A 23,294-nucleotide genomic window follows, 5' to 3' on the forward strand; every position below is an offset into this window, starting at 1 on the left:
AACCGCTGACCTCCTGCATGCCATGCAGGCGCTCTCCCAGCTGAGCTATGGCCCCGTTGTTGCGTTGTTGCCGAGAACGAAATAATAGCGGGGCTTCTTTTTTCCCGCAAGCAATTTGTGAAAAAAAATCTTCACATCTTTGCCTGGCGCCGTGCCGCTCTCCCACACCATGCCAACTGCTGCACCCACCGCGTGCAGCGGCGGTTGCTGGCTGTATCTGCCTGATCCAATGCCGATGCTTTGGCGACCATCGACCAAGGCGCCGGAAGAGGATGAAAAAGGTCTGTGCTTTCGTTGTGACGCTGGTGCTGTGGACAGCGATGCCCGGCGCATCGGCGCAGCATGTCTTCAAATGTGAAACCGAGGCTGGGCCGGTCTACCAGTCGGCAGCTTGCGAGGGGCGCGCGTTGGCGCGTTGGGACGCGGTTCCGGAAGCCATCGACCCACAGGTTGCGCAGCGCGTAGCCGCCTTGCGGGAGGCATTGGACAGCACGCATCGGCGCGCGCCACGGTCGCGCAACCGTTCCAGCCGGGCTGCGCGTCCTGCGCTCAGCGCATGTCAGCGCGAACGTCAGGGACGGGCCAAGGCGTATGCAGCGGCGGGATTGAAACGGGACTTTGCGATGTCCAGCTATTGGGACAACCGTGTCCATGATGCGTGCCGCTGATGCGGCCTGTTCGTGGCCCGACCGGGCGGCAGGCTAGGCGGGCGCCCGCGCGTGCAGGCTTGCCCTGGCCAGTGCTTCGAATCTGTCGAGATGGTCGGTAAACGTCTGGATATCGAAAGGATGGGATTCCAGCAACAGCTCCATGCCCCGGCACATATCCGCAGCCTGGGTTTCGTGAACGAAGGCGAGCGCGCCGCGCAGCGCATGTAGCCGATTGCCGATCTCGCTGAGCGACAGGGCTGGGGTCTCTGCGAGGGTAGAGCGGATAGCCCGCACCGCAGTGTCCAGGCTGGCAAGCAACGGTGCATGCACGGTTGCCGGCAAAGGACCTTTCCCGATGGAGGCGGCGTTGTGCTGCAAGGCACTGGAAACCTGATGGTTGCCCAGGCGCTGGAAGGTCGCGACCAGTGCATCCAGCAGGATTGGCTTGGTCAACACGGCGTCGATTCCCGCATCGCTACATCTCGTGCGTTCGGTCTCCGAGGCGTGGGCGGTGATGGCGATGATGGGCACGCGTACCTGTTGATCGCGCAGGCTACGTGCCAGCGTATAGCCATCCATGCCGGGCATGTTCAGGTCGGTCATGATCAGGTCGTGTTGCCTTTCAGCGAACAGGGCCAAACCCGAGGCGCCATCTTCAACCTGGTCGGAGCTGCAGCCGAGCGCAAGCAGCTGCAGGCGCAGCAGGTCACGATTGGCTGCCAGGTCGTCTACCACCAGCACATGAAAGCCCTGCGGTATGGCCAGAGCCGGGGTTTCAGCTGCGGCGTGATGAGCTGGCTCCGCTGAGAGCGGCAAGGGTAGGGTGACGATGAACGTGCTGCCTTTGCCCGGTTCGCTGACGGCGCGAATGCTGCCGCCCATCAATCCGGTCAAACGCTTGCACAGTGCCAACCCGAGCCCCGTCCCACCATAACGGCGCGAAATGGATGCATCCGCCTGACTGAACGTCTGGAACAGGCCCTGCAACTGGGCCTGGGTCATGCCGATGCCGGTGTCGCTTACACCGATGATCAGCGCAGCGTTTTCAGCAGTGTCATCGGCCAGATACATTTCCAGCAGGACGTCGCCGTGCGCGGTGAACTTGATGGCGTTGCTCAGCAGGTTGTAGACGATCTGTGCGATCCGGTTCGGATCGCCCACATAGGCCGGTGCGATGGTTTCATCGAGGCTGAGCTCAAGTGCGAGCCCTTTGTCTTCGGCCACAGCACGAAATATGCCTGCCGCCTGCAGAGCGATATTGCGCGGATCGAACGCTATCAACTCAAGAACCATCTGGCCGCTTTCGATTTTCGAGAAGTCGAGAACGTCATTGATGATGGCTAGCAGGGCGTTGGACGATTGGCTGACGGTGTGCAGTTGCGCCCGCTCTGCTGCCGGCAGCGCGCCCCGGCCGAGCAGCTCGATGTTGCCAAGGATGGCGTTCAGTGGCGTGCGGATTTCATGGCTCATCATCGCCAGGAAAGCCGACTTGGCCGCGTTGGCTGCGTTGGCTGCGGTATGGGCGGCCTCCAGTTCGCGCTCGACTTCCTTGCGCAGGGTGATATCACTGAAGTTGCAAAGCACCACCGATTGGCCCTGGTAACGACTGCGTACAACGCTGGCGAAGAGGGCGCTATGGCTGCCATCGCGTAATGGAATGATCACTTCGCTTTCCGCCGCCACTGTGCTGCCGGCGGGTGGCGCCAAGGCCAGAAGGCGCTGATGCAGTGGAATGTCGTCCATCACCGGGCGTTCGGCGTAGGCTTGCATCACCGCGTTCTGCAGAATCACGCCGCCAGCAGGATAGGCAAGCAACACCAGGCCGAACGGCGCTGTTGCAACCATGGTTCGATTGAGGTCCTCACTCTCGACGATGCGTTGGGAGCGGACCAAGGCAGGCTTGAATACCTTCCGGTCGAGCCAGATCAGCACGGCCCAGGTGAACATGATCGCCAGCAACATCGCTCCTGCATAGACCGCAAGCCGGGGCCAGATATCGCTCAGGATCGCCCACCAATTGAAGGCCTGCACGAACTGCCAGCCTGTCGCGTTGACGACATCGCGTGCGACAAACACGCCATTGTGTTGGTGGAACCTGACCCCGGTTGCGGTAGGTGCGGCAGCAATGGCAGCGTCCAGTTCGGTTGCTGGCCGCGTTCCTGCATCCAGCTGCAACTGCAGTAAGCTGCGTCCTCCCGAATCCAGCAGGCGTGATATCTCGCCCGCGTCGGTGGTCGACAGGTACTGCGAAAAAACCTGATCCGGATAGGATGCAACAAAGGTCGCGAACGGCTGGTCATCGTGGCTTGCGGTCTGGATGATGCGGACGGCGAGGCTGTTGTTCAGGGGGTCGGTGGCCGGTGGTAGCCAGCGCAGGTCGGTTTGCGGTCCGGATGTAGCATCCTGTGGTACATCGGCGGTGAAGCGAGCGATGGTTGTCGCTGCAGGAATTTCCTGCAGCTGAGCACGCATGGCATCGGTGGCGGGTCCGATGCCGATGAAATCCCGCTCCGGGGAAAAGAAGTAGCCCGACGCGCTGAGGGCTTGGGTATAGGCGCCTGTTTGATAGCTGACCTCATCAGCCAGGCGCAGATAGTTGGCAAAGGCGGCGGCCGGCTTGGCGGCGTGCACATCACTGAGAACCAATACCGGCGGGAATTTTTCCGTACGTTGCAGGGTGATGCGGCCGTTTCCCTGGATGAAGCGCCTGAGCAGGATCGGATCCGGCGTAGGCCCGGCCGCCCACGCGTACTCCTCCTGTTTAACGCTGATGCGCATTGCGCCTTCGCGCACCGCAAACGCCGACTGCAATGCAGTGCGACGCATCACGTACTCCGCATAACGCTGGCCTAGATAGTCCGTGAGCTGGGAGTGGACGATGACCACGGTGGTGACTAGCAGGATCAGGGTGGTCAGCACCCCACCGACCCACAACATGCGCCGTTGATTGCGGTTGAGCAGGCCAAGCGTGCTGTCCGCAGCGGCTGGCGTTGGAGTGGGGCGGGGTTCGGCGGGCATCGTGAGGCTCTCGGCTGAACGCCTGTTCATCATAGGCCGGGAGCGCTCGGGGGAGTAGGCGTGGGCGCCCAACTTTAGGACTGGGCTTATATGGGAGCAGGCGCAAGGCTGGAAAAATTGCCCGGGTCAACAACAGCACCAAGAGCACCCAGTCCAGCCGGAGTCCTTCCCATGAACGTTTTTGTGCCCATCCAATCCCCCCTCCACCAGACCAGCATTGTCCGCTCCGCCTTGGTGGTGGACGGCAATGAGCTGCATTCGGTTCCGGTCAGCAACAAGCTTGGCCGCAACGGTGTGAACATGGTGGAGGTGGCTTGCAATGGTGCCGAAGCGATCAATGCGCTGCGCCGTCGGGACTGGGATCTGGTGCTGCTGGACCTGGATTTGGGGGAGAGCACCGGTCTGCAATTGATCGATGTGCTGGCCGACCGAGGTGCCTCGTCCGCGGTGGTACTGACCAGCGCCAGGCCGTGCCGGGTACTGCAGGCCGCTGCCGCCTACGCCGAAAGCCAGGGTGTGGAGGTGTTGGCGGCGGTGCGTAAACCCCTGGAACTGTCGCAACTGAAAACGCTGCTGCAGGGTCTGGCATTGGGTCTGCGCGAGGAACCCGCACCTGCCCTGATTGGAGGCGGAAAATCCATGGAATTCGGTCTGGAAGAAATGAAGGACGCGCTGCGTCTGCAGCAGATCACCGCGTATTTCCAGCCGCAGCATGCCATCCACACCGGTGCGTTGCGGGGCGCGGAGTTGTTGGCGCGCTGGCATCACCCCGACGGCTCGGTGCTGACGCCCGCTGCGTTCCTGGCGGCGTTCGAGGAGCATGGTCTACTGGAAGACTTGACCGACTATATGTTGGCCAGCGCGTTTGAATGCCTGGCCTCCGACGATAGTGCCAGCAACCGCCAGATAGCGGTCAACGTGCCCGCCACAGTCGCCAATTCCGTTCATTGGGCACAGAGCATCGCCGATCGCGCCATTGCAGCCGGCGTGGCACCGTCACGTCTGGTGATAGAGATCACCGAGGACGGCGGCATGTACTGCAACCACGGCCTGGTTGGCGCGGTCACCCAACTGCGCCTGCGTGGGTTCTCCTGCGCGATCGACGACTTCGGCTCAGGCGCATCTTCCTTGGCCCGCCTGTTGCAGGTGCCCTTCAGTGAACTCAAGATCGAGCGCGGCATGATCGAGCAGGCACGCAGCCAGCCCCACGCGCGCAGCATCCTGGCCAGTGTCATCGCGATGGCCAAGCAGTTGGTGGCCACCGTCGTTGCCGAGGGCATCGAGAACGAGGCGGATCTGGAAATGGTCCGCTCCATGGGCTGTCAGATCAGCCAGGGCTATCTGCATGCCAAGCCGATGTCGCGCGCCGACTACGCGCGCTACTGTGCCGGTCAGCTTGCCTGACGATGTTGCTGCGGCGGGAAGGTTGCAAAGAGCACAGGTGGCGGGTGAAGGGCAATATGAACGCTTCAGGATCCATCTACACCATTAGCGTCGAATAGGGCACTCTCACCTCGACGGCTGCCAAGACCAGATGCCATTCTGTTCAGGAAGATCACCCTGGAGCAGGTGGCATGAGCGGTTTGAAAATTCGGGTTGTTGTGGCTGATGACCACCCCGGAATGATCGCCGGTGTGCGCTACGAGCTTGCGCAGGTCCCGGCCATCGAACTGGTGGCAACCGCGGCTGACTCCACCGAGCTCATGCAGTTGCTGGCTGCAGAGGCCTGCGATGTGGTGGTATCCGACTACGCAATGCCGGCCGGGGATTTCGGCGACGGCATGGCATTGTTTGGCTTGATCCGACGGCGGTATCCCGATCTGCAGTTGGTGGTGTTGACCATGTTGGACAATCCCGCCGTCTTGCACACGCTGGTCAGCGGTGGGGTGAATTGCATCGTGAGCAAATCCGATGCAGTCGCTCACCTGGCGCCAGCGATACATGCCGCTTACAAGCGGGGCAAGTACTACTCACCCACCGTTGCAAAAGTTGTGGGCGGCATTGATTGGGGCGTGCGCAGCCGCAACCCGGAAGGTGTGCTGAGCCAGCGCGAGTCAGAAGTAGTGCGCCTGTATGCATCCGGCCTGACCGTCAACGAGATCGCCGAGCGATTGCACCGGAGCAAGAAGACAATCAGCTCGCAGAAGGCCAAGGCGATGGAAAAGCTATCGATCGAGCGCGATGTCGATCTGTTGCGATATGCCATCGAGAATGGATTGGTGAGTTCATCGTTGCCGGCTGCAACGTCCTAGAACGCCGTCTGCCGAAGGCGGCGCAGCTCAGTTTTTGTCGGCCGCCGCCTGCGCGGCAGTTGTTGTGCGCGTTGTGTCCCCGATGGCACGGGGTTGCATGGCGGCTTCCCATTCCTGCAGCCACCGTTGCTGGCGTTGTGGCGATGCGTACATGAAGGTATTGAGCGCATCGAGGAATTGCCTGCGGCGGAGTTTGGACAGGCGCGCGAAGGCAATCAGGAGCGCATGGATGTTGGCGGTGTGCGTGCGGGTCAATGTTGGCTCTCGCGGGCGTGCCGTTGCGACGGGTGATGGTAGGGACGTCGGTGCTTGCAAGGCAGACACGTTAAATGCGGTGCCGGCCGGCGTCTGTCGGGGCAGTGCCCATCAATGGATCGGCGGTGGCGTCAGAGCATGGCGCACGTTGCCCTAATTCGTGACGCACTACTTTATTATCAACGTGCTGAATTACCCGGATACTTCCCGTGCACCAAGACGACGACAGCCCGCCGCCCTCCAGCAATGCGCCCAAACGCGCGCGAGGTCGCCCGAAGCTCTACGACACAGCGCTGACGCCCGCCGAACGTGCACGCCGCTACCGGATGAGTCGCCAGCGTGACAACGAAAGCCTGGCCGATTGCCGCGATGCCGTGCTGATGGAGCGGCTGCGTTGGGCGCTGAAGAACAAGGGTACCGATGAAGAGGCGCAGGCGGCACTGGATCTGTACCTGGATGAGTTGGTACGGCGACATCACAGCCGCGGCGCGGGCCGATTGAAGTAGGGCTATCGGCGGGGTCGAATGGCCTGCGCGTATTCGCAGTCGTCAGCGACGGTGAATACAACGGCCCGTTGGGCGTTGTGAGCGGGGCGCCAGCGCGCCCCATCACCCTTAGACGGCATTGAAACTGGCGGCCAGGGTGCCGACCACGAGTACCCAACCGTCCACCAGCACGAACAGCAGGATCTTGAACGGTGCCGACACCAGCATCGGCGACAGCATCATCATGCCCATGGACATCAGCACGCTGGACACCACCAGGTCGATGATCACGAAGGGAATGAAGATCAGGAAGCCGATCTCGAAGGCGGTCTTCAGTTCGCTGGTCACGAACGATGCGACCAATACCGGGAACGGGATTGCCTCTGGACTGGCATAGGCGCCGTGCCCGGCCAGGCCTGCGAAGGTCATCAAGTCGGTTTCGCGCACCTGTGCAAGCATGAAGGCGCGCAGGGGTTCGGTCGTCAGTTGCCAGGCTGTCTGGAAGTCGATCTGGCCATCGAGATAGGGCGCCATGCCGGTCGACCACGCCTTGTCCCATACCGGCATCATGATCATGGCGGTTAGAAACAACGCCAAACCCAACAGGATCTGGTTGGAAGGCGTCTGGCCGGTACCCATTGCCTGCCGCAGCAGGCCCAGCACGATGATGATGCGGGTGAACGCGGTCAACACCAGCAGCATCGACGGCAACAGGGTGATGGCCGTCATCAGCAGCAGCGTCTGCAGCGGCAAGCTGACCGGTTGGCTACCGATCTTGCCAACGTTCACATCCGGCAACGCCGGCATCTGTGGTGCGGCAGGCGCGGCCCAAGCGAACAGTGGCAAGGCCAGCATGGCCAGCAGCAACAGCAGCTGCCAGCAGAAACGGGGGTTGAAGCGATGGACCGGCATGGTCAGGCGTCCTTGCGCAGCTTCTGTTGCAGCAGCTGCGCGAAATTCGGTAGTTGTTTTAGGTTGGGCAGTGCCGGCGGTGCTGTCTGCGGCAGAGGCTCGGGTAATTGGTGCAGGTTGCTGATGCCACCGGCGGTAACGCCCAGCAGCAGCTGCTGGCCATTGACGTCGACTACCACCACCCGTTCCTTGGCGCCGATAGTGAGGCTGGCGACGATCTTCAGCCCCTCGGCGGGGCGGAAGGCTCCCCCAGGCATGCGCTTGAGCAGCCAGCCCAGGCCGATGATCAGGCCCAGCACCAACAGCAAGGTGAAGAACGCGCCGAACAGACCGGGTGAACTGGCCGCGTGCTGGCCCACCGGCGTCGCTGCTTTTGCAGCAGGTGCGGCATAGGCAAGCAGCGTGATCAACGCAGTCTCCGGATCCGCTCGCTGGGGCTGACCACGTCGGTCAAGCGGACGCCGAAGCGATCATTGATGACAACGACCTCGCCATGTGCGATCAGGGTGCCGTTGACGAACACGTCCAGCGACTCACCGGCGCCACGTTCCAGCTCCACAACCGAGCCCTGGTTGAGCTGCAGCAGGTTGCGGATGGGCAGGCGTGCGCGCCCGACTTCCAGCGACAAGGTCACCGGTACGTCGAGGATGACATCCAGGTCCAGGTCGGTGCTGCTGCCGCTGTCGGCCTGCAGGTTGGCAAACTGCGCCGGGGTGGCGGCGTTGCCGTTGTCAGGGGAGGGGATGTCATTCATTGCTGTTGTCCTGAATCACGGGAACGGTGGGACGCCGGCCCGGTGGATGGGTGGCGGTGATCTTGATCGCGTTGCGTTCGTTGGCGACGCCGAACTCGCCGGTAAACACCGGGATGCCTTCGACGCAGAGCGGAACTTCTTTGGGCATTTCGATGGGAAGAACGTCGCCGATCTTCAGTCGCGTCAGTTCGCGCAGGCTCATGCGGCGCTTGGCCAGCACGCTGGACAGCTCCACTTCGGCGGTGTCCAGTTGTTCGCGCAGCATCTTGGCCCAGCTTTCGTCGCGGTCGTTGCGATCGCTCTGGATGCCGGCATCAAGCAGTTCGCGAATCGGCTCCAGCATTGAATACGGAAGGGTGATGTGGATGTCGCCACCGCCGCCATCCAGCTCGACGTGGAAGCGGCTGACCACCACGTACTCGCGCGGGCTGACGATATTGGCGAAGTGGGGGTTGATCTCGGAGTTGATGTAGTCGAAGTCGACATTCATCACTGGTCCCCAGGCCTCGCGCATGTCTGAAAACGTCTGCTTGAGCATCAGCTGGATCACCCGCATCTCGGTCGCGGTGAACTCGCGGCCTTCGATACGGGTGGGGTAACGCCCATCACCGCCAAAGAAGTTGTCGACGATGGCAAACACCAGGGTCGGTTCAAAAACGATCAGCCCGGTGCCGCGCAGCGGCTTGAAGCGGATCAGGTTGAGGTTGGTCGGGACGTACAACGAGTGCAGGTAGTCGCCGAACTTGATCAGCTCGATGCCACGCACCGACAACTCGGCCGAGCGCCGGATCAGGTTGAACAGGCCGATGCGCCACAGGCGGGCGAAACGCTCGTTGACCATCTCCAACGTTGGCATGCGGCCGCGGATGATGCGGTCCTGGCTGGCGAAGTCGTAGGCCCTGGCTTCCCCCGGCGCGGGGCCGGGCTCGGCGGTGTTGACCGTGCCCGAATCCACGCCGTGCAGCAGGGCATCGATTTCGTCCTGTGATAGCAGGTCGTTGATGCTCATCGTGTCGCCTTACTGGGTGACGAAGCTGGTGAACAGCAGGTCTTCGGCGCTGTTGTTGCCGGTTTCGGCCTTCATCAGCTTCTGCACTTCGGCCAGTGCGCCGGCCTGCAGTTTTTCCTTGCCCGCGCGGTCGGCGATCTGCGCCGGTTCGACTTGGGAGAACAGCATCAGCAGGCGAGCACGGATGGCCGGTGCGTGGGTCTGCAGGGCGGTCAGCGCCAAGGGATCGCGGGTCATCACCTGCACTTCAACCTGCAGATAGCGGGGGCCATCCAGCGGGCCGTTGAGATTGACCACGAACGCCGGATCGAGCGCGAAGTACTGCGCGGGCGCAGGCGTGTTGGGCTTCTTTGCTTCGGCCGAGTGCGTGTCGGCCTTGCCCTGGGTCAGGTACCAGACCGTACCGCCGGCGGCAGCGGCAGCGAACAGGGCGATCAAGGCCGTCACCATCAAGGAGCGACGCGGCTTTGCGGGCGCGTCCTTGCTGGCTTCGGTTTTGCGGGACTTGTCTGCGGCAGCGGCCACGTAGTGCTCCTGAGGATTGCTGCCCAACACGATGCAAGCGGCGTGCCGGAATGCCGACGACGGGATTCCGGCACGTCCGCCAGCAGCGGCGTCAGCGCCGCGGAGCCACGGAGCGATTGCCATGCCTGGCCGCACCTTTGGCCAGCGTCGCGGCTCACGCAGCCCCTGCCGGGAGCCAGACTGCGTCCCAGTACGCGTATGTCCTTGGAGAGTCGGCAATGCCGGCGCGTACCGGGTTCATGATGATCTGACGAGCGACTGCCTTGAGCTTCTGCTCACGCCGCAGGGCATGGTCATGGAAGCCGTGCTCCCACACCGGCCTGGCAATCAGCTCAGGCAGCACCCGTGCGGTATGGGTCTTCAAACGCCCGACCACCGTGCGCAGACAGCCCGGCTCGCCAAGTTGGATCAGGGCGTGCCAATGATCCGGCATCAGGACCCATGCCAGCAGCCAGGCGTCCGGCCATAAGCGACGATCAGCGAGCGCTCGGCACATGGCGTGGGCCACGGCATGGTCTGCAAACAACGGTAACCTTCCGCAAGCGCAAAGGGTCACAAGGTAGGCCTGCCCGGGCTGGGAAGCAGGGCCTCGGCGGCGCGCCGCGGGACCAGGGCGTAAAGGAGCGAGAGTGTGCATCGCTGGACGATGACAAGAGCTGGCTACACGTGCTGTCCGCTTCCCACAGTCGCAATCGTGAGAGAACACCGCGAACGACTGGGTTGGCAGGTGCGACCCCAGCCGCGAAGCCACCAATCCGCAGTCAGGAGATGGGGCAGGCTGCCAGTTTCGTGGCTTGCGCAGCTGGCACCGGCGGGATCAGGCGTAGGCGTCCAGAAGCCCGCGCATGCGCAGTGTCCGGCTGGACGTGATCTCCGCGGCTTCGGTCGTGCCGCCCATGCCGGGCGCATCGTTTCCCTGATTGCCCGATTGGGGCGACGAGTTCTGTTGTTGGCCAACATCCGCATGCGCCAGTTGCATGCCTTGTTCGCCCAGCATTTCGCGCAGGCGGGGCAGGCTGCTTTCAAGTGCATGACGTACGTCGGCGTTGGCGGCGGTGAAGCTGGCATGCACGCGGTCGCCGTCCAGTTGCAGTTTCACCTCGATCTGGCCCATGTGGTCCGGGCTGATGCGGATATGGGCGTGGCCGATCTTCTGTTCGGCCAACCAGTTGACGCGGGCGCCGATGGCATCGTCGAAGTCGTCGCTACCCAGTTCGGGCGTGGCGGTGGGGGCGTCGATGGCGGTTGCGGCGGAGAGCGCCCGCAGTTCCGGTACCGATTGGCTGTGCAGCACCTGCGCGAAGTTTGCCGGGGTGGGAGTATCGACATCCCTCTCCTCGCTCAGCGCTTTGGTGGCCAGCTGCTGGATGGCTTGTGGAAGGACGACGTCCTCTGCCACTGCCGCGGTTGTTGAAGCGGTAGGCATGGCCGCGGCCTGAGCGGGATTGAGTACTGGCGGCAGCGACTTGTCCTGCACCGCGCCAGCAGGAGGGCTGGAAACGGCGGCGACGTCGATTGGCTTGATCTCGACTGGGGCGGCCAGCATGCCGCCCAAGCCCGGCGGTGGCCAGGGTGCATCGGGTGTGTCGTCGCGATCGCTGGCTTCCTGTTCTGCAACAGGCTTGTCCGTGGCCGCCGCAGACGGCTGGGGTTCCTCGGCGGCGTCGGCATCCTGCACCGATTGCCTGTGTTCCGTGCCGTGGTCGCCGCTTGATGCTGCTGCCACGGGTTCGCCTGCTGGCTTGTCATGCAGCAAGGCATCGAACTGATTGTCGCCGGCTTTCGCCGCGGTACCGGCGGAGCGCGACGACGAGGGCATATCAGCGCTGCCAACAACGCCTGGGCTCAGTACATTCATCGCGCACCGCCTTCAGCGCCGCCATTGGCTTCAGCTTCGGCCTTGGCCAAACGGGCGCGGCGGGCACCAACGTCATCCATCTCGCGTTGGTCGCGTCGGTCAGCTGCCTGCTTTTCCTGCGCACGGTAGCTGGCTGCCAGTTGCTCAAGCACGGCTTTGTCGCGGCTGGCCAGCAGCAGGCGGGCACGTTCGGCTTCGACGCGCTCGTGGTTGCTGTCCACTGTCTTGCTCTGGGCCAGGACGGCATTGTCGAGGCGATCCAGGAATGCCCGCCGGTTCATCAGCTGGGCGGCACTGGTCGTGGCCATCTGCGCAGTGGCGTACTCCTCGGCGTACTGGCGCAGTTCGGACAGGCGTGTCTGGTGCATGTCCAGCGTGCGCTGACGTTCGGCCAGGGCTTTGGCAACTTCATCTTCGTGGTCCTGCGCGCGGCGCAGTAGGGGGTCCAGGCGACGGGAGGGGCTCATGCGGTGTTCTCGCTGTCTACCAGTTCTTGCAAGGCGGAGAGGCTGTGCTGCAGGTCGGCGGCGTTGTGCACGTCCTGCCCAAGGAATTCCATGATCTCCGGCCAGCGCGCCAATGCTTCATCGGTTACCGGATCATTGCCGCGCTGGTAGGCGCCGATGGCGATGAGGTCACGGTTGGCCGAATACGCCGACACCAGGCGCTTGAGCTTGCGGATGCGGGCACGCCAGGTGTCATCGGCGATGTCCTGGACCACGCGGCTGACCGAGGATTCGACATCGATGGCGGGATAGAGGCCGCTATCGGCGACGCGACGCGAAAGCAGGATATGGCCGTCGAGGATGGCGCGTGCGGCGTCGGCAATCGGGTCCTGGGGGTCGTCACCTTCGGTCAACACGGTGTAGAACGCGGTGATCGAGCCACGCCCCTTGGCGCCGTTGCCCGCGCGCTCAACCAAGGCGGGCAGCTTGGCAAACACCGACGGCGGGTAGCCGCGGGTGGTCGGCGGCTCACCCACGGACAGGCCGATCTCGCGCTGCGCCTGGGCGAAGCGGGTGAGCGAATCCATCAGCAGCAACACGTTCAGCCCCTGATCGCGGAACCACTCGGCGATTGCCGTCGCGCGGTAGGCGCCGTGCAGGCGCGCCAGCGGGGGGCGATCGGCCGGACTGGCAACGACCACGGCGCGGCGCAGTCCTTCCTCGCCCAGGGTGGTCTCGACGAAGTCGCGGACTTCGCGGCCACGTTCGCCAATCAGCCCCACCACGATCACATCGGCCGAGGTATAGCGGGTCATCATGCCCAGCAGGGTGGATTTGCCGACGCCCGAGCCTGCAAACAGGCCCACACGCTGGCCGCGGCCGATCGGCAACAGGGCGTTGATGGCGCGTACGCCCACGTCCAGGGGCTGGGTAATCGGTTCGCGTGCCAGCGGGTTGATCGAAACGCCCGCCATGCCGACGTTGCCCTCGGCGCGGATCGGGCCCTTGCCATCCAGCGGCACGCCGTCCGAATCAATCACCCGCCCCAGCAATCCTTCGCCGACGTCGACACCGCCACGGCGGTAGGACGGCACAACGCGGGCATTGGGCAACAGGCCATGCAGCTCAGCGCTGGGCATCAGATAAGTGCGGTCACCGGAGAAACCCACGACTTCGGCTTCTACCCAGCCGCCATCGATGATCTCGACCTTGCAGCTGGCCCCCATCGGCGCTTCGCAGCCCACCGCTTCCAGGGTGAGGCCAACCGCACGGCGCAGGATGCCTTCGCGAACCAGGCCATGGCCGTTGTTGGCATCCAGCGTGATCGCGTCCAGACGCGAGGCCAGGCGCAGGTCGCGGGCAGCTGCCCATTCGGCCGGTGCGGGTGAGGGCGTGGCATTCATTGGCTGGCCCCGGCGCGACGCAGCACAGTTCCCAGCGCTGCGCGCAGGCGTGCGTCGAGGGTGCCGTCGATGCGCACGGCTTCGGCATGCACGCGCAGATCGCCACGGCTGAGGCTGCTGTCGGGGGCCAGGCGCTGGCCTTCGGGCAGCGACAACAGGCTTTGCAGGGCGGCGATATCGTCCGGGTGCAGGCGCACTTCGACGTCGCGCTTGGCGCCGCCAACGGTATCCAGGGCCTCGTTGACCAGGTCTGCCAGCAGGGCGGGGTCGGCCTGGTAGGCGCGTGCGAGCAGCGACCCGGCAATACGCACCGACAGTTCACCCAAGGCGCCGACGACTTCGTTTTCCAACCGAACCAGCGGGCGGCTGAAGTTGTCCAGGATGCCTTCGATCTGCGCAGTGAGGCGGCGGACTTCGGCCTGGCCCTGGGCATAGCCTTCGCCATGGCCCAGCTGGAATCCTTCTTCCTTGGCAGCGTCGCGGATGGCCTGGATTTCCTCCAGGGTCGGCAAAGCCAGCGGCGGAGGCGGTGGCTCGGCAACCACCGTCTCGATCGGGTCGGTGATCGTCTCGATCGTGTCCGGCACGAACGCACGGGCGTTGAGGTCCGGGGCGTGCCAGCGCACGACATTGCTCACAGCATGGCCTCCGCAGCGCCACCGATGGTGATGGTGCCTTCATCGGCCATGCGCTTGACGATGGCCAGGATCTCACGCTGCGCGCCTTCCACATCGGACAGGCGTACCGGGCCGCGTGCTTCCATGTCCTCGAGCAGGATCTCGGCGGCACGCTGGGACATGTTGCGGGTGATCTTGTCGCGGACCTTGATGTCGGCACCGCGCAGGGCCAGGCCCAGCCGCTCGCCGCTGACTTCACGCAGCACCAGCTGCATCTCGCGATCATCCAGGTCGACCAGGTCGTCGAAGACGAACATCAGGTCCTGGATGCGGCTGCCAAGCGGCGCATCGATGCGCGCGATCTCGGTGAGGATGGTCTGGTCCTGGCCGCCATCCATGAAGTTGAGGATGTTGGCGGCACATTGCACGCCGCCGATGTTCGACGACTTGAGGTTCTGGTTGCCGGCGAACTGGCGCTCCATGATCTCGTTGAGCTCGTTCAACGCATTGGGCGGAATGCCGTCCAGGGTGGCGATACGCAGCAGCACGTCGACGCGGGTGCGCTCGGGCAGCAGCTTCAGCGCCTCGGCGGCCTGGTCGGTTTCCAGGTGGGCCATGACGATGGCGATGATCTGCGGGTGCTCGTTGCGGACCAGGTCGGCGACGGCGCGCGGGTCCATCCACTTCAGGGCATCCAGGCCGGTGGTGTTGCGGCCCAGTAGGATGCGGTCGATCAGGTTGCTGGCCTTCTCGTTGCCCAATGCCTGCACCAGCATGTTGCGGATGTAGTCATCCGAACCGACGCTGAGCGAGGTCTTGTTGCCCAGCTCATTGCCGAAGTCATCCATCACCCGCTGCACCTGCTCGCGGGTGACGTCGGTCAAGGTGGCCATGGCGATGCCGATTTTCTGCACCTCCTTGGGTTCCATGTGACGCAATACTTCAGCCGCGTCGGCTTCGCCCAGCGATAGCAGCAGGACAGCAGCGCGCTGTACGCCGGTCATCGGGATTACATCAGTCATTTGCCACCCATCCCTTGACTACCTGGGCCACGCGCTTGGAGTCGGTCTTTACCGCTTCACGTGCCATGCGCAGGCGTTCTTCATAGGCGTCCACCGGCAGCGCCAAGGTGGGCGTGCCGTCCAGCTGCAGGCGATCAGCAGCCAGGGCCGGCATCTGGGTGCCGTCATCGAGGACCTGTACGTCAGCACTCAGCGGGTCGTCCAGCGCACCTGGCAAGGCCTTCGGTGGACCGGCGATCTGGCGCAGGGCAGGGCGCAGCACGCCGAACAGGAGGGCAAGTACGACGATTGCACCCAGCACCAGACGCAGTGCGTCACGCACCTGCGGGTTCTCCCACCAGTTCGGGGTTTCAACCGGCATGGCTTCGCGTACAAAGGGTGCGTTCATCACCGATACGGTGTCGCCGCGTTCGGCATTGAAACCCACCGCCTGCTTGACCAGGGCTTCGACACGGGTCAACTCGGCCGCACTCAGCGGCTGGTCGGTGGTCTTGCCGTTGGCACCGGCGCGCGGCACGTGATCCACCAGCACCGCCACCGATACGCGGTTGACGCGACCGGCCGGCTGGCGGGTGTGCTGCAGGGTACGGTCCAGCTCGTAGTTGCGGGTAGCGTTCTTCGAGGTTTCTGTCGGTGTTGCCGCGGTCGTGGGTGCCGCCGCCGGACCCGGCGGGGAATTGCTGGCTGCGCCAGGGACGCCTTGTGGGCCAGGCACGTTGCTGCTGTTCTCGCTGATCTGCTCGCTGCGCACTTTCTGCGGCTCGCCGTTGTAGATCTCGCGGGCTTCTTCAACCACGGAAAAATCCATGTCCACGCTGACTTCCGGGTTGACCCGGCCGGCGCCGGTCATCGGCTCCAGCAGTTCGCGGATGCGCTGGTTGTACGAGCCTTCAAGGCGGCGGACCTGGTCGAACTGCGCTGCGTTGAGTGCGGCATCGCTGTTGGGATCGGCAATGGTGAGCATGCGCCCGCTCTGGTCCACCACGGTGACCCGCTCGGGTGCCAGGTCCGGGATGCTGGAGGCGACCATGTGGACGATGGCATCCACCTGGTTGCGTTCCAACTGCTGGCCACCGCGCAGCTCCAGCACAACCGAAGCACTGGCGACGTCCCGCTGGCGGGTGAAGGCGCTGGGCTTGGGAATGGCCAGGTGCACGCGTGCATCGCGCACCGGCCGCAACGCGGTGATGGTGCGCACCAGCTCGGTCTCGAGTGCATGCTGGTAACGCGCGTTCTCGACAAACTGGCTGACGCCGAAGCCGGGATCACGCTCCATCAGTTCAAAGCCCAGCCGGCCACTTTCGGTCAGGCCGGAACCTGCAAGCTTCAGGCGGGCGTCGTGGACGTTCTTTTCCGGCACGGTGATGGCACCGGTGGCGGCATCCAGTTCAAACGGGATCTGCGCCGCCCGCAACAGGTCGGTGGCCTCGGCGGTAGCCTTCTGGTCGAGCCCCGTATAGAGCGGCACCATGGGCGTTTTCTGCGCCCAGAAGAACACGGACAAACCGGCCGCCACCGCCACGGCGATCATTGCCATCAGCCCCAGCCGACGGGTGATCTGCAGGCTCTGCAGACGATCGAACCAGGCCCCGGCCTGTTCGGAGTTCAACGACTCTTTGGACAGCGCGAATGCCATGCGTATCTATCCTTACAGCGGCATGTTCATCACGTCCTGGTAAGCCTGGACGAGACGGTTGCGGACTTCCACCGTGGCGCGGAACGCCAGCTGGGACTGTTGGGAGGCGACCATGACCTTGGCCAGGTCGGCACTGGCATCACCACGTTCAAATGCCGCGGCCAGTTGGCCGGACTTCTGCTGGGCTTCATTGACGCCCTTCAATGCACCTTCCAGGGTTTGACTGAAAGAGGGCGCAGTGACGGCGTTGCCTTCGGTCAAACCCTGGATCGCGTTGCTGCGCGGCAGGTCAGCGGTAGGCGCCACCTGGCCCACCTGGCTCTGCAAGCTGCGGATCTGGGAAAGAACGGAGGTAATGGAGTGGGACATCGGGTGGGGTTCCGTTAGAGAGCTTTCGATCTTCACGGTTGCAAGTGCCGTGCCATTCATCTGAAGCGGTTTATCTGTCGCCGGGGAACCCTGGAGCCGGCTGCCTGTCGGCACGGTGCCGGGATTCCGTCGGTTCACGTGGTAAAGCGGCGGGCCCGTCGGTGAATGGGCAGGATTTCTGGCGCAGCAACCCATCGCCGTCACGACCAGTACTAAAAGGACGCACAAGGCGCGCCGTTAGCCGCCTGGACAGCAAACTATTGGAGAGTGATCGGTTGGTGCGTGGTGCCCAATGCCGCTAGCGCAGCGCCGCGTTCAGAATGGCGTGGCGTGATCGCCGGAGTGGGAGTGGCGACGGCCGCGAGCGGGATCAGCGTGTCTGAGTTGGCGCGATTGGACAGCGCCAGGGCGACAAATGGAATCAGCAGTAGGTAAGGATCGACCAGAACATGCCGTTGTTGCTGCGGCGCCAGCCTGGTGACTGGCGCCGGTGGTCGGATCAGCCGGCGGCCTCGACCGGCTCACGCTCGATGCCGTACTTGCGCAGCTTTTCGACCAAGGTGGTGCGGCGCAGCCCGAGCAACTGGGCGGCATGGGCAACGACGCCCTGGGTGCGCTCCAGCGCTTCGTTGATCAGGGTGAGCTCGATGCCCGCCATGTGGTCACGCAGGTCCAAGCCCTCGGTTGGCAGGTTGACCAGTGCAGCGATGCCGGTGGCGGATGCCTGCGAAGCAGGCTGTGCCGGCGCCATTACCTGGCCGAGCAACATGGGCCGTTCCTCTTCCTGCGCCGGCACGGATGCGGTGATCTGCTCGCCGCGGTAACGGCTGGGCAGGTCCTGCACACGCACGTTGCCGCCCGGATGCAGCACCGCGAGACGCTCGACCAGGTTGGTCAGTTCGCGCACGTTGCCAGGCCACGGATAACCGGCCAGCGCCTGCAGCGCCTCGTGGGTGAAACGCACTTCTCCGCGCCCCGTACGCGCCAATTGGGTGGCAATGGTTTCGACCAGGGCGGGGATGTCAGTGGTGCGTTCGCGCAGCGCCGGTACATCAATGGGGAAGACGTTGAGGCGATAGAAAAGATCCTCGCGGAACTTGCCGTCGCTGATGCGCGATTCCAGATTGCGGTGGGTCGCGGCGATCACCCGCACATTGCAGCGGATGGTCTGGTTGCCGCCAACGCGCTCGAAACTGCGTTCCTGCAGTACGCGCAACAGCTTGACCTGCATCGGCAGGCTCATGTCGCCGATTTCGTCCAGCAACAAAGTGCCGCCTTCGGCCATCTCGAAGCGTCCCTTGCGTGCCGTCAGCGCGCCGGTGAAGGCACCTTTTTCGTGGCCGAACAATTCGCTTTCCAGCAGATCCGGCGGAATTGCGCCGCAGTTGATCGCCACGAACGGACCATCCCGACGCGGTGAACGCTGGTGGATGGCGCGCGAAACAACTTCCTTGCCGGTGCCGGATTCGCCAAGCACCAGCACGGTGGTGTCGAAGTTCGCGACCTGGTCGATCAGCTGCCGCAACTCGGTGACCGCCGGGCTATGGCCGGTAGGGCCGGTGTCGTCATTGCTGCCGGCCTGGTGCTCTGCATCCAGGCGCTTGAGGCTGGCACGGCGCAGCAGGGATTCGACCTGGGCGTGACGCATCGGCTGCTCAAGCGGCCAGACATTGGCTTCATGCAGGCCGTAGTGGCGCGAGAACGCCAGCGGGTCACCTTCGGCCAGAAGGATCGGCGGCGGCAGCGAAGCACTTGCCAGCCAGCCGAAAAAGCCTGCGGCACGCTCGGCGTCCTCCAACGCACCCACCACGATGGCCATCCAATCGTTGCCGCGGTGGCGGGTCGTGTCGATGTCCTGGGCGTCGCTGACCCAACGCGGGTTGAAATCCATGAACTCCAACAAGGCGAGCGTGCGTTCGGCGCGGACGCCGTCGGCATCGATCACCAGGATGCGTGATTCACTCATGGCCCTTCTCCTTGAGCGCTTCCAGGATCGGCATGACTTCCTGGATGTAGGACAGCTTGCTGACGAAGTTGTCGGCGCCGGCGCGCAGCGCGTGCTCGCGGTGCTCGGAATCATCGAAGTGGCTGGCAATGACGATGTAGGGCGCGTCATCCTGGGTCTTGATCAGGCGCGTGGCCTGCAAGCCGCCCATTTCCGGCATGGCCAGGTCCATCAGTACCACCTGCGGGCGGAGTTCTTCGGAGCGTTCGATGGCCTGCAGGCCATTGGCGGCGCTGCCGACGACCTGCATCCACTCGATCTTGCGGAAATGGCGCATTGCGGCGTTGATGAAGCCTTCATGGTCGTCGACCAGCAGGACGGTGAGCTTGTTCATGGCGATTCCTGGTTTCAGCCCACACGGGCCAGCTGGGGCTTGGCGACCTGCCGGCGACGTTCGCGGGCGGGAGCGATATCAAGCTGTTCGCGATATTTTGCGACGGTTCGGCGGGCGATGTTCACACCTTGGCGTGAGAGCAGGCCGGCAATGGCGTCGTCGGCCAGTGGCCGCCCGGCCGGTTCGGCATCGATCAGGCGCTTGACCATGGCCTTGACGGCCTGCCCGGAGACGCTGGCGCCTTCCAGCCGCACTGCGAAGAAGTGCTTCAGTTCAAAAGTGCCCCGCGGTGTCTGCAGGTACTTGCCGGAGGTGATCCGCGAGACCGTGGATTCGTGCATGCCGATGGTGTCGGCGACTTCCTTCAAGGTCAGCGGTGCCATGGCTTCGTCACCATTGACCAGGAAGGCGGCCTGGCGCTCGATGATCACCCGCGCCGTGCGGATCAGGGTGTCATAGCGCATCGACAGGCCGCGCGTGAGCCAGCGGGCTTCCTGCAGCATCTCGCGCAGCGGTTGCGAGGCTTCGCCGCTGCTTTCGCTGACCACGCGCTCATAGCCGGCATTGATGCCAAGGCGCGGCGTGGTGGCCGGGTTGAGCGCGACCCGCCATTGGCCATCGGCATGCCAAGCCACCACATCGGGAATTACCGCGGCATCGATTTCCGGCAGCAGCGCGTCACCCGGACGCGGACGCAGCGACAGCACGAGGCGGAAGGCTTCGCAGATGTCTTCCAGCTCGGCATCCAACTGCTTGGCAAGGCCCGCGTAGTCGTGCGCCGCCAGCAGTTGCAGGTCGGCACCGAGCAGGCGCTGGGCGAGGTGGCGAGCCGGTACGTGGCCGGGCAGGGCTCGCAGCTGGGCCTGCAGACACTCGCGCAGGTCGACAGCGGCGATGCCGGCCGGTTCGCCGTGCAGCAGGCGCTGGCGAATGGCTTCGAGATCGGCGCCTGTGCGGTCCAGGCGGGCGCTGGCCAACTGCGTCAATTGCGCCAGCGGTGCCTGCAGGTAGCCTGCATCGTCACAGTTCTCAAGCCAGAACGCCGCTGCGGCGAGATCGGCCTCGTCAAGCTCCAAGGCCAGTGCATTGAGGATGCGCAGGTGCGGGTCGCTGGATTCGCCGGCGGCCACGCGTGCCATGCGATCGTCGTCGACGCCATTCCAGCTGGCGCCATGGACATCCCACATCGAACTTTCCGGCAGTTCATCGAACGCGGCGGTATCGGTCTGGGCCTCGGCATTGGCGCTGGCCGGCGTCTCCTGTTCGGCTTCTTCATGCAGCTCGAGCAACGGGTTGCTCTCCAACGCCTGTCGCACTTCCATCTCCAACTGCATGCCATTGAGCTGGAGCAGGCGGATGGATTGCAGCAGGGCCGGTGTCAAATGAAGTTGTTGGCCCAGCTGTGCGGACAGAGTGGTTTTCATGCGTTTCCCCGAGCGCCGTGAAGGGCGCGTTATGGAACGCATCTTGCGTGCCTGCTGTCGGGGTAAAAATAGGGGTCACCCTGATGGCTGTGGTGTCAGGCCTGACCGGATGTAGGGGATCCCCTTACATTGCGACGGTATTCTGACGCATGGCGCGTCCGCGAAGAATGTAAGTAATTGATTTTATTTGCCGATTGATTTGCGGTGCCGGAAATCCGATTTTGTGACCCGCAGCAAATCCGATGTGCCGTAATGATCAGTTCAAGTCGTTTTCGTGGCGCACAGCCAGCAGCAACAGCTCGTTGGCGCGCCGACAACCCAGCGCTTCCATCATCCGCGCCCGGTGGGTTTCCACCGTCTTGACGCTGATTCCCAGCTCGGCGGCGATCTCCTTGGTGGTCTGGCCACCCCCCAGCCGCCGCAGGATTTCCTTCTGTCGCGGCGACAAGGCGTCAACGCCGGTGGGGCGCTCGCGGCTGATCAGCGGGGCAAGCATCTTTGCCGATATATGCGGGCTCAGGAAAATCTGCCCGTTATGGGCGGCGCGCAATGCCAATTCCAGTTCTGCCGGAGCGGCGTCCTTGACGATGAAGCCGGCAGCGCCGCGATCCAGCGCATCGCGGACATGCGCACTGTCGTCGTGCATGGACATCACCACGATGCGCGCGTGCGGCAGGCGCATGCGGATGTCGGTCAAGGCTTCCAGGCCGCTGCGGCCGGGCAGCGACAGATCCATCAACACCAGGTCCGGGACGTGGAACAGCGCCATTTCCAAGGCCTGATCGGCATTGCTGGCTTCGGCGACCACCTGGACACCGTCAAAGGTCTGCAGCAAGCGGGTGAGGCCGGCGCGGACAAGTGTGTGGTCATCGACAATCAGAACGCGCACGGGAAATAAGCTGAATAGAAGAGACTGCACCTTAGCCGAGCCACCGTCAGCGCGCCAGCAGGCCAAAAGTAGGGGGTGCTCAACGGTTTCGCCTGCTGTCTGCGATCTGCTTGCGATGCAGGCGGAACAGGTGCTTGTCCAGTGCGGAAGCAAGCGGCTCGCTGACAGGATCCAGGCGCAACCAGAGTTGGCAACCTTGCACGGACTCCGCCGTGGCCAGGACCGTAACAGGCAGTTCGATCTGGTCAGGCAACCACTCGGCAGGTTGCAGCCGCAGTACACCGGTTGTGCCTGCTTCCGGCGCGCGCGGGGCTGCCTGATCGATCCGCAGACCGCGACGGGACCAGCGCAGTGCCGTGCTTGCTGGCGCTTGGACGCTGTCCTGCAGCAGTCTGCCCAGCAGCACCAGCACCAGATCCATGCGTGCTTCCAGACGCTGCAGCTGGGCGCTGTTGTCCGTGCGTTCTTCGCCATCGTCTGTTGTGCGCGCGTCCTCGACCATGGCGACGCTACGCAGCAGCATTTCCGAGGCGCCAGGACGCTTTACCTCAGCGCCGGGCAGAAACTGCGCGGGCAGCACCAGGTCACAGCTGAGTACGTCATCGAACAGTTCCGCTTCCGCGGTCGCGGCGGGATCCATGGCGTTCATGCGAGCTGACCGGCCTGCTGGTAGGCGCTGGCGACGCGGCTGGACTGACGCTCCTGGCGCAAGTGGTCTGCAGCTTCATCGCGCAGTTGGCACATCATCAACGTAAGAGCGTGCTGCTCCTGCAGGACACCTTGCAGTGCGGCCGGGTCCAGGCTGCTGCCGCGGTCATTGACATGGGCGCGCAGGCGTTGGTCATGGGCGGAAATGATCTGCTGCGCCAACGCATGATCTTCGGCCGCAATGGCGTTCTTGAGCTGTTCCAGATCCAGCTGCAACGCCTGCAATGACGTTGGGGTATCCGATGTCATGGCATCAAGCATCCTTGTTGGGCGGCATGCCGCGCTGACCGACGGGGATCGCATTCCAAGCGCCCTCTATTTCACCCAGCAGATGCAGGCATTCCTGCAAGGCGTCGGCATCGTTGTGCAGGTTCCCTTCGGTCAACCTGCGCGAGACATAGTCATACAACGCGGCCAGATTGTCAGCAATCTCGCCGCCGGCTTCGTGGTCGAGGGAGCCGCTGAGGTGGCCAACGATGGCGCAGGCCTCGCCAATGGCTTTGCCCTTGCGCGCCTGGTCGTTCTGCGCAAGGCAGGCCACCGCCAGGCGGATGCGCTCGCAGGCGCCACCCAGCAGCAACGCCACCAGCTTGTGCGGATCAGCGTCATTGACGCGGGTGGTGACGCCGACCTTTCGGTAGTGCTCGGCGTACTGGCGGTTGGTGCTGTACATGGTGTGTCTCCTTGTGGCTTGCGGTGCCAGGTCAGCGCGAAGGCGTTGAC

The 23,294-nt window shown here is 63.9% G+C and carries 26 protein-coding genes; 4 read left to right on the forward strand and 22 right to left on the reverse strand.

Features of this window, described 5'->3' with window-relative positions; all coding sequences use genetic code 11:
- The first annotated feature begins 272 nt into the window (after positions 1-272).
- Complete coding sequence (locus RT460_RS12920; protein ID WP_313319368.1) at positions 273-668, forward strand: hypothetical protein; 396 nt, start codon at positions 273-275, stop codon at positions 666-668.
- 33 nt (positions 669-701) lie between these two features.
- Here RT460_RS12920 and RT460_RS12925 read toward each other — a convergent pair whose 3' ends face one another.
- A complete protein-coding gene (locus RT460_RS12925) occupies positions 702-3,569 on the reverse strand; it encodes an ATP-binding protein (RefSeq protein ID WP_313319369.1) in 2,868 nt (955 codons plus the stop codon).
- A gap of 270 nt (positions 3,570-3,839) precedes the next feature.
- On the opposite strand from RT460_RS12925, the gene RT460_RS12930 reads away from it, so the two are divergent.
- Together RT460_RS12930 and RT460_RS12935 are read left to right on the forward strand one after the other, a co-directional pair.
- Entirely contained in the window at positions 3,840-5,072 is a 1,233-nt protein-coding gene (locus RT460_RS12930; protein ID WP_313319370.1) for an EAL domain-containing response regulator, read from the forward strand.
- A 170-nt stretch (positions 5,073-5,242) separates the two neighbouring features.
- On the forward strand, positions 5,243-5,920 hold the full coding sequence (locus tag RT460_RS12935; protein ID WP_313319371.1) for a response regulator transcription factor: 678 nt from the start codon (positions 5,243-5,245) through the stop codon (positions 5,918-5,920).
- 27 nt (positions 5,921-5,947) lie between these two features.
- On the opposite strand, the gene RT460_RS12940 is transcribed toward RT460_RS12935, so the two are convergent.
- Complete coding sequence (locus tag RT460_RS12940; protein WP_313319372.1) at positions 5,948-6,175, reverse strand: hypothetical protein; 228 nt, start codon at positions 6,173-6,175, stop codon at positions 5,948-5,950.
- Between the two features lie 209 nt (positions 6,176-6,384).
- Here RT460_RS12940 and RT460_RS12945 point away from each other — a divergent pair, with 209 nt between their 5' ends.
- Positions 6,385-6,681: a hypothetical protein gene (locus tag RT460_RS12945; protein WP_313319373.1), complete on the forward strand. Its 297-nt coding sequence runs from the start codon at positions 6,385-6,387 to the stop codon at positions 6,679-6,681.
- 108 nt (positions 6,682-6,789) lie between these two features.
- Here RT460_RS12945 and fliP read toward each other — a convergent pair whose 3' ends face one another.
- The 20 genes from fliP to fliS form a co-directional block, all read right to left on the reverse strand.
- A complete protein-coding gene (fliP, locus tag RT460_RS12950) occupies positions 6,790-7,572 on the reverse strand; it encodes a flagellar type III secretion system pore protein FliP (protein WP_313319374.1) in 783 nt (260 codons plus the stop codon).
- A 2-nt stretch (positions 7,573-7,574) separates the two neighbouring features.
- Positions 7,575-7,982, reverse strand: coding sequence for a flagellar biosynthetic protein FliO (gene fliO / locus RT460_RS12955; RefSeq protein ID WP_313319375.1), 408 nt, complete (start codon positions 7,980-7,982; stop codon positions 7,575-7,577).
- Positions 7,979-8,326 (reverse strand): flagellar motor switch protein FliN, encoded by a 348-nt coding sequence (gene fliN, locus RT460_RS12960; RefSeq protein ID WP_313319376.1) that lies wholly within the window; start codon positions 8,324-8,326, stop codon positions 7,979-7,981. The genes fliO and fliN overlap by 4 nt, the downstream gene beginning before the upstream one ends.
- Positions 8,319-9,335 carry a flagellar motor switch protein FliM gene (fliM, locus tag RT460_RS12965; protein WP_313319377.1) on the reverse strand — a complete coding sequence of 339 codons (1,017 nt, stop codon included), beginning with the start codon at positions 9,333-9,335 and terminating at the stop codon, positions 8,319-8,321. Before fliM ends, fliN begins: the two co-directional genes overlap by 8 nt.
- A 9-nt stretch (positions 9,336-9,344) precedes the next feature.
- Positions 9,345-9,860, reverse strand: a complete 516-nt coding sequence (locus RT460_RS12970; protein ID WP_313319378.1) for a flagellar basal body-associated FliL family protein — start codon at positions 9,858-9,860, stop codon at positions 9,345-9,347.
- A gap of 154 nt (positions 9,861-10,014) precedes the next feature.
- Positions 10,015-10,497, reverse strand: coding sequence for a transposase (locus RT460_RS12975; RefSeq protein ID WP_313319379.1), 483 nt, complete (start codon positions 10,495-10,497; stop codon positions 10,015-10,017).
- 180 nt (positions 10,498-10,677) lie between these two features.
- Positions 10,678-11,718 (reverse strand): flagellar hook-length control protein FliK, encoded by a 1,041-nt coding sequence (locus tag RT460_RS12980; protein WP_313319380.1) that lies wholly within the window; start codon positions 11,716-11,718, stop codon positions 10,678-10,680.
- On the reverse strand, positions 11,715-12,185 hold the full coding sequence (gene fliJ / locus RT460_RS12985) for a flagellar export protein FliJ (protein WP_313319381.1): 471 nt from the start codon (positions 12,183-12,185) through the stop codon (positions 11,715-11,717). Before fliJ ends, RT460_RS12980 begins: the two co-directional genes overlap by 4 nt.
- The gene (fliI, locus tag RT460_RS12990) at positions 12,182-13,567 is read right to left on the reverse strand and encodes a flagellar protein export ATPase FliI (RefSeq protein WP_313319382.1); all 1,386 of its coding nucleotides are present in this window, start codon (positions 13,565-13,567) and stop codon (positions 12,182-12,184) included. The genes fliJ and fliI overlap by 4 nt, the downstream gene beginning before the upstream one ends.
- Positions 13,564-14,205, reverse strand: coding sequence for a FliH/SctL family protein (locus tag RT460_RS12995; RefSeq protein ID WP_313319383.1), 642 nt, complete (start codon positions 14,203-14,205; stop codon positions 13,564-13,566). Before RT460_RS12995 ends, fliI begins: the two co-directional genes overlap by 4 nt.
- Positions 14,202-15,188 (reverse strand): flagellar motor switch protein FliG, encoded by a 987-nt coding sequence (gene fliG / locus RT460_RS13000; protein WP_313319423.1) that lies wholly within the window; start codon positions 15,186-15,188, stop codon positions 14,202-14,204. Before fliG ends, RT460_RS12995 begins: the two co-directional genes overlap by 4 nt.
- 10 nt (positions 15,189-15,198) lie before the next feature.
- Positions 15,199-16,842: a flagellar basal-body MS-ring/collar protein FliF gene (fliF, locus tag RT460_RS13005; protein ID WP_313319384.1), complete on the reverse strand. Its 1,644-nt coding sequence runs from the start codon at positions 16,840-16,842 to the stop codon at positions 15,199-15,201.
- A 12-nt stretch (positions 16,843-16,854) separates the two neighbouring features.
- Positions 16,855-17,211, reverse strand: a complete 357-nt coding sequence (gene fliE, locus RT460_RS13010; protein ID WP_313319385.1) for a flagellar hook-basal body complex protein FliE — start codon at positions 17,209-17,211, stop codon at positions 16,855-16,857.
- A 499-nt stretch (positions 17,212-17,710) separates the two neighbouring features.
- The gene (locus RT460_RS13015; protein WP_313319386.1) at positions 17,711-19,177 is read right to left on the reverse strand and encodes a sigma-54 dependent transcriptional regulator; all 1,467 of its coding nucleotides are present in this window, start codon (positions 19,175-19,177) and stop codon (positions 17,711-17,713) included.
- Positions 19,170-19,550 (reverse strand): response regulator transcription factor, encoded by a 381-nt coding sequence (locus RT460_RS13020; RefSeq protein ID WP_313319387.1) that lies wholly within the window; start codon positions 19,548-19,550, stop codon positions 19,170-19,172. Before RT460_RS13020 ends, RT460_RS13015 begins: the two co-directional genes overlap by 8 nt.
- Before the next feature lie 14 nt (positions 19,551-19,564).
- Complete coding sequence (gene rpoN / locus RT460_RS13025) at positions 19,565-20,974, reverse strand: RNA polymerase factor sigma-54 (RefSeq protein ID WP_313319388.1); 1,410 nt, start codon at positions 20,972-20,974, stop codon at positions 19,565-19,567.
- A 256-nt stretch (positions 20,975-21,230) separates the two neighbouring features.
- Positions 21,231-21,863 carry a response regulator transcription factor gene (locus tag RT460_RS13030; protein WP_313319389.1) on the reverse strand — a complete coding sequence of 211 codons (633 nt, stop codon included), beginning with the start codon at positions 21,861-21,863 and terminating at the stop codon, positions 21,231-21,233.
- A 79-nt stretch (positions 21,864-21,942) separates the two neighbouring features.
- The gene (locus tag RT460_RS13035; protein WP_313319390.1) at positions 21,943-22,512 is read right to left on the reverse strand and encodes a PilZ domain-containing protein; all 570 of its coding nucleotides are present in this window, start codon (positions 22,510-22,512) and stop codon (positions 21,943-21,945) included.
- Positions 22,509-22,820 (reverse strand): hypothetical protein, encoded by a 312-nt coding sequence (locus RT460_RS13040; RefSeq protein WP_313319391.1) that lies wholly within the window; start codon positions 22,818-22,820, stop codon positions 22,509-22,511. The genes RT460_RS13035 and RT460_RS13040 overlap by 4 nt, the downstream gene beginning before the upstream one ends.
- A 4-nt stretch (positions 22,821-22,824) precedes the next feature.
- Entirely contained in the window at positions 22,825-23,244 is a 420-nt protein-coding gene (fliS, locus tag RT460_RS13045) for a flagellar export chaperone FliS (RefSeq protein ID WP_313319392.1), read from the reverse strand.
- Positions 23,245-23,294 lie beyond the last annotated feature (50 nt).

This window comes from Stenotrophomonas sp. (genome assembly GCF_032061965.1).
Classification (GTDB): domain Bacteria; phylum Pseudomonadota; class Gammaproteobacteria; order Xanthomonadales; family Xanthomonadaceae; genus Stenotrophomonas.

Coding starts and splice junctions, on each gene's coding strand:
- RT460_RS12920 (WP_313319368.1), top strand. CDS start 273: ATGAAAAAGGTCTGTGCTTTCGTTGTGACGCTGGTGCTGTGGACAGCG.
- RT460_RS12930 (WP_313319370.1), top strand. CDS start 3,840: ATGAACGTTTTTGTGCCCATCCAATCCCCCCTCCACCAGACCAGCATT.
- RT460_RS12935 (WP_313319371.1), top strand. CDS start 5,243: ATGAGCGGTTTGAAAATTCGGGTTGTTGTGGCTGATGACCACCCCGGA.
- fliP (WP_313319374.1), bottom strand. CDS start 7,572: ATGCCGGTCCATCGCTTCAACCCCCGTTTCTGCTGGCAGCTGCTGTTG.
- fliN (WP_313319376.1), bottom strand. CDS start 8,326: ATGAATGACATCCCCTCCCCTGACAACGGCAACGCCGCCACCCCGGCG.
- fliM (WP_313319377.1), bottom strand. CDS start 9,335: ATGAGCATCAACGACCTGCTATCACAGGACGAAATCGATGCCCTGCTG.
- RT460_RS12975 (WP_313319379.1), bottom strand. CDS start 10,497: ATGCACACTCTCGCTCCTTTACGCCCTGGTCCCGCGGCGCGCCGCCGA.
- RT460_RS12980 (WP_313319380.1), bottom strand. CDS start 11,718: ATGAATGTACTGAGCCCAGGCGTTGTTGGCAGCGCTGATATGCCCTCG.
- fliJ (WP_313319381.1), bottom strand. CDS start 12,185: ATGAGCCCCTCCCGTCGCCTGGACCCCCTACTGCGCCGCGCGCAGGAC.
- fliI (WP_313319382.1), bottom strand. CDS start 13,567: ATGAATGCCACGCCCTCACCCGCACCGGCCGAATGGGCAGCTGCCCGC.
- fliG (WP_313319423.1), bottom strand. CDS start 15,188: ATGACCGGCGTACAGCGCGCTGCTGTCCTGCTGCTATCGCTGGGCGAA.
- fliF (WP_313319384.1), bottom strand. CDS start 16,842: ATGGCATTCGCGCTGTCCAAAGAGTCGTTGAACTCCGAACAGGCCGGG.
- fliE (WP_313319385.1), bottom strand. CDS start 17,211: ATGTCCCACTCCATTACCTCCGTTCTTTCCCAGATCCGCAGCTTGCAG.
- RT460_RS13015 (WP_313319386.1), bottom strand. CDS start 19,177: ATGAGTGAATCACGCATCCTGGTGATCGATGCCGACGGCGTCCGCGCC.
- RT460_RS13020 (WP_313319387.1), bottom strand. CDS start 19,550: ATGAACAAGCTCACCGTCCTGCTGGTCGACGACCATGAAGGCTTCATC.
- rpoN (WP_313319388.1), bottom strand. CDS start 20,974: ATGAAAACCACTCTGTCCGCACAGCTGGGCCAACAACTTCATTTGACA.
- RT460_RS13035 (WP_313319390.1), bottom strand. CDS start 22,512: ATGAACGCCATGGATCCCGCCGCGACCGCGGAAGCGGAACTGTTCGAT.
- RT460_RS13040 (WP_313319391.1), bottom strand. CDS start 22,820: ATGACATCGGATACCCCAACGTCATTGCAGGCGTTGCAGCTGGATCTG.
- fliS (WP_313319392.1), bottom strand. CDS start 23,244: ATGTACAGCACCAACCGCCAGTACGCCGAGCACTACCGAAAGGTCGGC.